Origin of the sequence: Legionella sp. km772 (assembly GCF_003989735.1) — a bacterium.
Classification (GTDB): Bacteria; Pseudomonadota; Gammaproteobacteria; order Legionellales; family Legionellaceae; genus Legionella.
The window spans coordinates 1-5193 of record NZ_RZGQ01000181.1 but is presented as its reverse complement, the minus strand read 5'-3'; the positions used below and the strand labels follow the sequence as shown (position 1 = coordinate 5193).

Below are 5193 nucleotides of genomic sequence, written 5' to 3'. Positions count from 1 at the left end.
TTTGATTTTTTTGATGCAGTGTAATAATTTCGCTTTTTGGTCATTCTATTCCCCTCTTATATTAGAAGAATAGCTCTTAAAAATACCTTTTTTTCGTCTAAAAATCCGCGCCTATATCACCATTCGATAAAAAGACTACTCTGATTAATGAGAGTACTTATTTAAAATTTGTTGATGTTGATGCTCCATTCTATTCTAAACTCGAACTCTATAATAATCAGGGTTTAATTTCAGAGTGTAGTTTTAAATCTCAGGAAAAAGATCTAATCAAAAATAGCATGCACAATATTGACAGCTTAATGAATTCATTAACTACACTTAATAGTCAAATAAATAACGTTTATCTAAAAGAATTCATCGAGCTGCTCCAATTACAAAGAGAAAACGTGACGGTCCCTATTCATAGACCCTAAGCAAGCGGGCAGGGAAAGAAAACTTACTAGGCTTCGGCTTTTGCCTGATAGTCTACTTTAGTAGACTGTGCAAAGTTTTAAGGCCTGAGGTTTGGTGGGGCTCAAGCCCTTATTGCCCCAACATAGATTAGAGCCTTAAGCTACTGTGACTTTCTGATTCATACTCTTCTATTAAAGCAGCCAGTTTTCTCTTAACCCCTAAATGGCAGGTGTTTTTAAAGAGCCCTAAACTTTCTAAATGATTCGATAAGGAAGGTGTTGGGGTAGAGGAGGGGGTGTCCACTATTAGCAATTTGGGTTCGGGCTCTGCATGTGATTCAGGCTCAGGCTGGATATTGAGTTTATTCAATACCTCGTGGAATTGGGTTTTTACTTTATCACCGAAATCATGCTTCTTAGAATTTAGTAGCACGGAGTATTTACCTTGAACAACAAACTCTTCTAATTCTTCGGTAAACTCACATGCAAGCTCTTCAACATCTTCCCTATGGTCTTTCAGGTATTGTGCGAAGCCTTGAAGTTTTGGTACTTGTTTAAGCAGAGTATGGCGACGCTCAATTAAAAAATCACTATATTCTTTAGCACCAGCAGGCATAAAAGAATCAACAAAACTAACGAGATATTCATCTGGAATCAATAATAATTTAAATAAGGTTTCAAATTTTTCTTGTTGAAATTGTCGGCTGCTTGCAATATCAGAAGCCACAATATCACTGGCGCTCGCTAGGCTCCCCTCAATAAAAATATCTAGCCAGTTATGAGCTTTATAAGTCATTGGGAAAGGGAGTCGATTGATTTGAAGTGCGGCTATTGCGCCGGTATGTTTGGGAAATTGGCTATTACTTCGCATGGAGGCAAATGACCAATCCCCATCTATTTTATGAACTGTACCATGATCATCAAGACCAATATTGCCATTCTTTAAATCGGCTTCGTGAACAAAGTAGGCACCAATTATGATACTTCCCAGACCTTTATATGTTCCATTGCTAAATTTTTCGTGTTGGCCTGTGGGTAAGGGTTTAAAACCGGAAACTTCTTTGGAAAGAATATAATATACATTCCGCCTAGGATCAAAAGCTAGGCGTGTTTCGGTCTGATTAGGAATTATCAACCGTAAAAATTCTTGTGCTAACCATTCTCGTCTAGCTGTAGCTGGATCACTGAATTCCTTTCTATACCATATTTCAGAGCTACCTTTAAGTCGCCCTTTATCGATAGTATGGCTCACTGAGCTTTCAGATTGAACAACTCCTGAAGATTCAAACTCATCGTTGATATTAATAGGATCGGATGAACGGGGTGTGGGTACACTTTCTGCGTCATCAATCCCAGCTCCGGCATGTCCTGCATTGCTTGATTCTTCTATAGATTCTGCAACTGCTGAGCTGTTACTAATATGGGTTGAGTCATTGATTGGCATAAATTACCTCAGGTTGCGTATTTATAGGTTAATTACTCTTAAATGTGATCATGAAGCAATAAAAAGAACCATATCTTCATTTGCCCTATAAGTCAATAAATTCCTCATTATTTTTAATTAAATGAGCCAGTTTCTAAAAAGCGCTTAATAAATAGCCTAGCTTGAGAATTATTCATAATGAACGTATGAGTGCTGTTCACAATTACTGGTTCAGCTTGCCCATCTAGGCGGGCGGAGGCGGGAGGAACTTTGGCATCGTAGCGTCCAGCGATAATTCCTATTTTAACATTAGGGACTGGAACTTGATGCACATAGGAATTTTTCTCAGAGCTTAACTCTGTTAAAGGTTTAACAAAATAAGAAATCATAGGAAAATATTTGGTAGAAAATTTGGCTAAGAGCGAGCCTTGATTGGGAGGGGCTAACATGATTAACCCCCCGATGAGTTGTAATTGGTCGGTGGGTAATTGTGCTAAAGCGTCGCGGGCAATAATGCCACCTAAACTGTGGGTTATAAGATAAATTTTCGTATTTGGATGTTCATGGATAAATTTTTTAAGGTATTGCGTTAAAAAAACACCATGCTCATGAATGGTATTTTTAGCTGAGGGGTAGTCATAAGAATAGACTTGATAACCTTGCTTTTTTAAATAAGATCGCAAAAAAAACATGCTGGCTGGTGTCCGCATTAAGCCATGTATTAAGATAATTGCTTTTGGATTGTCCAATTTTGCATGAGAACTATCGCTCAATGCCTTCGCATCGTGAATTAGAAGTATTGCCAACAAAATGAGCATGAAGACACTGTTAACTATTTGTTTTTTATTAGAATAAACTGAGCTCATGCTGTATCCTTTTTTTAAATTAATCTTAAGGCGGTTATTTTAATTTAATTCGCACCAGCCATTTTATAATGTTAGTTATTAATCTGTCTGCATGTATTTTATAGTTCAAATTAGGTATGATGGCCTCACCAAAAATAAAATGGGTTTCTTATGAAAAAATTAATTCTAATGATTGCCTTGCTTCCTTTCCAGGGGTTTGCTGAACAAACTATTCATCCTGATATTTTTGCAAGCAACAACAATTGCTCAAAATTACTTGATCCAACAGAGCGTAGAGATTGCCTTAATCTTGAAAAGAAAAGTGAAGCGAAGCAAAACTTCAAAAATTTTCAGGAAAACAATCAAGCCCCCTATAAAGAAGAGTTTTAATTTCATCGCAATAGTTTATTAACAAATTATTTTATCTCCTTTTTTCAACAAAATAGCTATTTATGGTCTATAAATACACATGATGATCATATTTTATCAGATTCAAGGAGAGATATAATGAAAAATTTGGTGATAACATCTTCTGCGGCCATGATCATGTCTTTAAGTTTGGCTGGTTGTAATACCATGAGTAACAACCTTAATAATGGTATGAATGGGGTTAGTCAATTTGGTAACGCTACAGTTGGAACCGGTGTTAAATACTCTGCCCAAACCATAGGCGCAGGGGCAAATCTTGTTGCAAACACCGGAGCTGCTGTAGGACATGGTATTGGTAGTGTAGCTGATATGGGGGTAGGGGTGGTTACAAGCCCTTTCAATGTTATGAAACCGGTATATCATAAACCAGTCGTTTATCATAATGGCCACCGTTATATGTGGAAAAATGGTTCTTATGTTCTAGTAAGATAATCTTTAGGGCTCTTGCAAAAGAGCCTCCATCTATTTACTTAAGGTTAATCGGGATAGTAGTTTTTTCTTTTGTGGTTTAAGGTAAAATTTTAATTTATTATACTAACCATGCCTAAAAAAGAAAAAAGAAGTATTCGTGTTTTTTTAAAACAATTAGGCCCAGGTCTGATTACGGGTGCTAGTGATGATGATCCTTCGGGGATTGTCACCTACACACAAGCTGGGGCCCAATTTGGATTGATGACCCTATGGACGGTATTTGTTACCTTTCCCTTAATGTTAGCCATTCAAGAAATGTGCGCACGGATTGGGTTAATTACAGGAGAGGGATTAACCTCGAATATCCAAAAACATTATTCTCCTTACCTATTATTTTTCATTAGTCTTTTGACTATTCCAGCCATTATCTTGAACATTAGTGCAAACATTGCAGGGATGGGGGCTGTCGCTAATCTTTTAGTACCTTCTTTACCCGCGATGGCCTTTTCGGTTCTGATAACCTTTCTCTTAATTTTAACGCTTGTTTTTTTATCTTATAAACGTATTGTTAATATATTAAAATATTTATGTGTTTCTATCTTACTCTATTTAGTGATTCCTTTTTTAATACATACCGATTGGATTTCCGTATTCAAGGCAAGCTTCGCCCCTCATATAAGTTTTAAAAAGGAATACTTTGCGGTCATCGTGGCGATATTGGGTACTACTATATCGCCTTATTTATTTTTTTGGCAGGCCACGATGGAGGCTGAGAAAAAGAATAATACGCACACAACATTAAAAGTTGATAAACAAGAAATAAAAGAGATGAAGCAAGATGTTTCTATAGGAATGTTTTTTTCTAATTTAGTGATGTATTTTATTATCTTAACCGCTGGTGTTACATTGTTTCCGCATGGCATACACCAAATTGATACCGTTGAGCAAGCAGCGAAGGCTTTAGAACCACTTGCTGGTTCTTATTCCTATTGGTTATTTGCAGCAGGGGTGATTGGTACTGGCTTTCTTTCAGTTCCTGTTTTATCAGGAAGCCTTTCGTATATGGTTTCCACCATTTTCAATTGGAAAACCGGCTTAAATAAAAAATACTATGAAGCAAAATTATTTTATATGGTTATTACCTTATCTTTACTCGTTGGATTAGCTTTTAATTTTTTCCAATTTAGCCCTATGAAAGCCCTTTTTTACACGGCTATTCTTTATGGTCTTACGGCTCCCGTATTAATTCTTATCATTTTACATATTAGTAATAATAAAAAAATTATGGGTAAAAATACTAATGGCGTATTGTCTAATTTTTGGGGGGTTAGCACTTTTATTTTAATGCTTGCTTCCTGTTTATTACTATGGTTTAGTGCTTAGCGATAACACCAGCTCGCCTAAGGTTTTCCTTAGTTTTTTTTAAGGTATTAAAACAAGTACTTGTTTATATTAATAATTATAGTATGGGTATTTTTAAGACCCCTGGAAATACTGATAAAAATTGTCTATTACTATAATCAGTTTTGAGGATTATTTTTTGCACTTGGTCTTTAATGGAGAAACGTTATGAATGATATAGGCGCGGATTTTTAGACGAAAAAAAGGTATTTTTAAGAGCTATTCTTCTAATATAAGAGGGGAATAGAATGACCAAAAAGCGAAATTATTACACTGCATCAAAAAAATCAAA

General features: G+C 35.9%; 5 protein-coding genes. 3 read left to right on the top strand and 2 right to left on the bottom strand.

Annotated elements, in window-relative coordinates; genetic code table 11:
• Positions 1–540: 540 nt before the first annotated feature.
• Positions 541–1836, bottom strand: a complete 1296-nt coding sequence (locus tag ELY15_RS13200) for a hypothetical protein (protein ID WP_127100797.1) — start codon at positions 1834–1836, stop codon at positions 541–543.
• Between the two features lie 113 nt (positions 1837–1949).
• A complete protein-coding gene (locus ELY15_RS13195; RefSeq protein ID WP_127100795.1) occupies positions 1950–2681 on the bottom strand; it encodes an alpha/beta fold hydrolase in 732 nt (243 codons plus the stop codon).
• 150 nt (positions 2682–2831) lie between these two features.
• Between ELY15_RS13195 and ELY15_RS13190 the strand changes: the two genes are divergently transcribed.
• The 3 genes from ELY15_RS13190 to ELY15_RS13180 all read left to right on the top strand — a co-directional run bounded on the left by ELY15_RS13190 (position 2832) and on the right by ELY15_RS13180 (position 4883).
• The gene (locus ELY15_RS13190; protein ID WP_127100793.1) at positions 2832–3050 is read left to right on the top strand and encodes a hypothetical protein; all 219 of its coding nucleotides are present in this window, start codon (positions 2832–2834) and stop codon (positions 3048–3050) included.
• A gap of 117 nt (positions 3051–3167) precedes the next feature.
• Complete coding sequence (locus ELY15_RS13185; protein ID WP_127100791.1) at positions 3168–3521, top strand: hypothetical protein; 354 nt, start codon at positions 3168–3170, stop codon at positions 3519–3521.
• A 108-nt stretch (positions 3522–3629) separates the two neighbouring features.
• The gene (locus ELY15_RS13180; protein WP_127100789.1) at positions 3630–4883 is read left to right on the top strand and encodes an Nramp family divalent metal transporter; all 1254 of its coding nucleotides are present in this window, start codon (positions 3630–3632) and stop codon (positions 4881–4883) included.
• The last annotated feature ends 310 nt before the right edge of the window (positions 4884–5193 follow it).

Coding starts and splice junctions, on each gene's coding strand:
- ELY15_RS13200 (WP_127100797.1), bottom strand. CDS start 1,836: ATGCCAATCAATGACTCAACCCATATTAGTAACAGCTCAGCAGTTGCA.
- ELY15_RS13195 (WP_127100795.1), bottom strand. CDS start 2,681: ATGAGCTCAGTTTATTCTAATAAAAAACAAATAGTTAACAGTGTCTTC.
- ELY15_RS13190 (WP_127100793.1), top strand. CDS start 2,832: ATGAAAAAATTAATTCTAATGATTGCCTTGCTTCCTTTCCAGGGGTTT.
- ELY15_RS13185 (WP_127100791.1), top strand. CDS start 3,168: ATGAAAAATTTGGTGATAACATCTTCTGCGGCCATGATCATGTCTTTA.
- ELY15_RS13180 (WP_127100789.1), top strand. CDS start 3,630: ATGCCTAAAAAAGAAAAAAGAAGTATTCGTGTTTTTTTAAAACAATTA.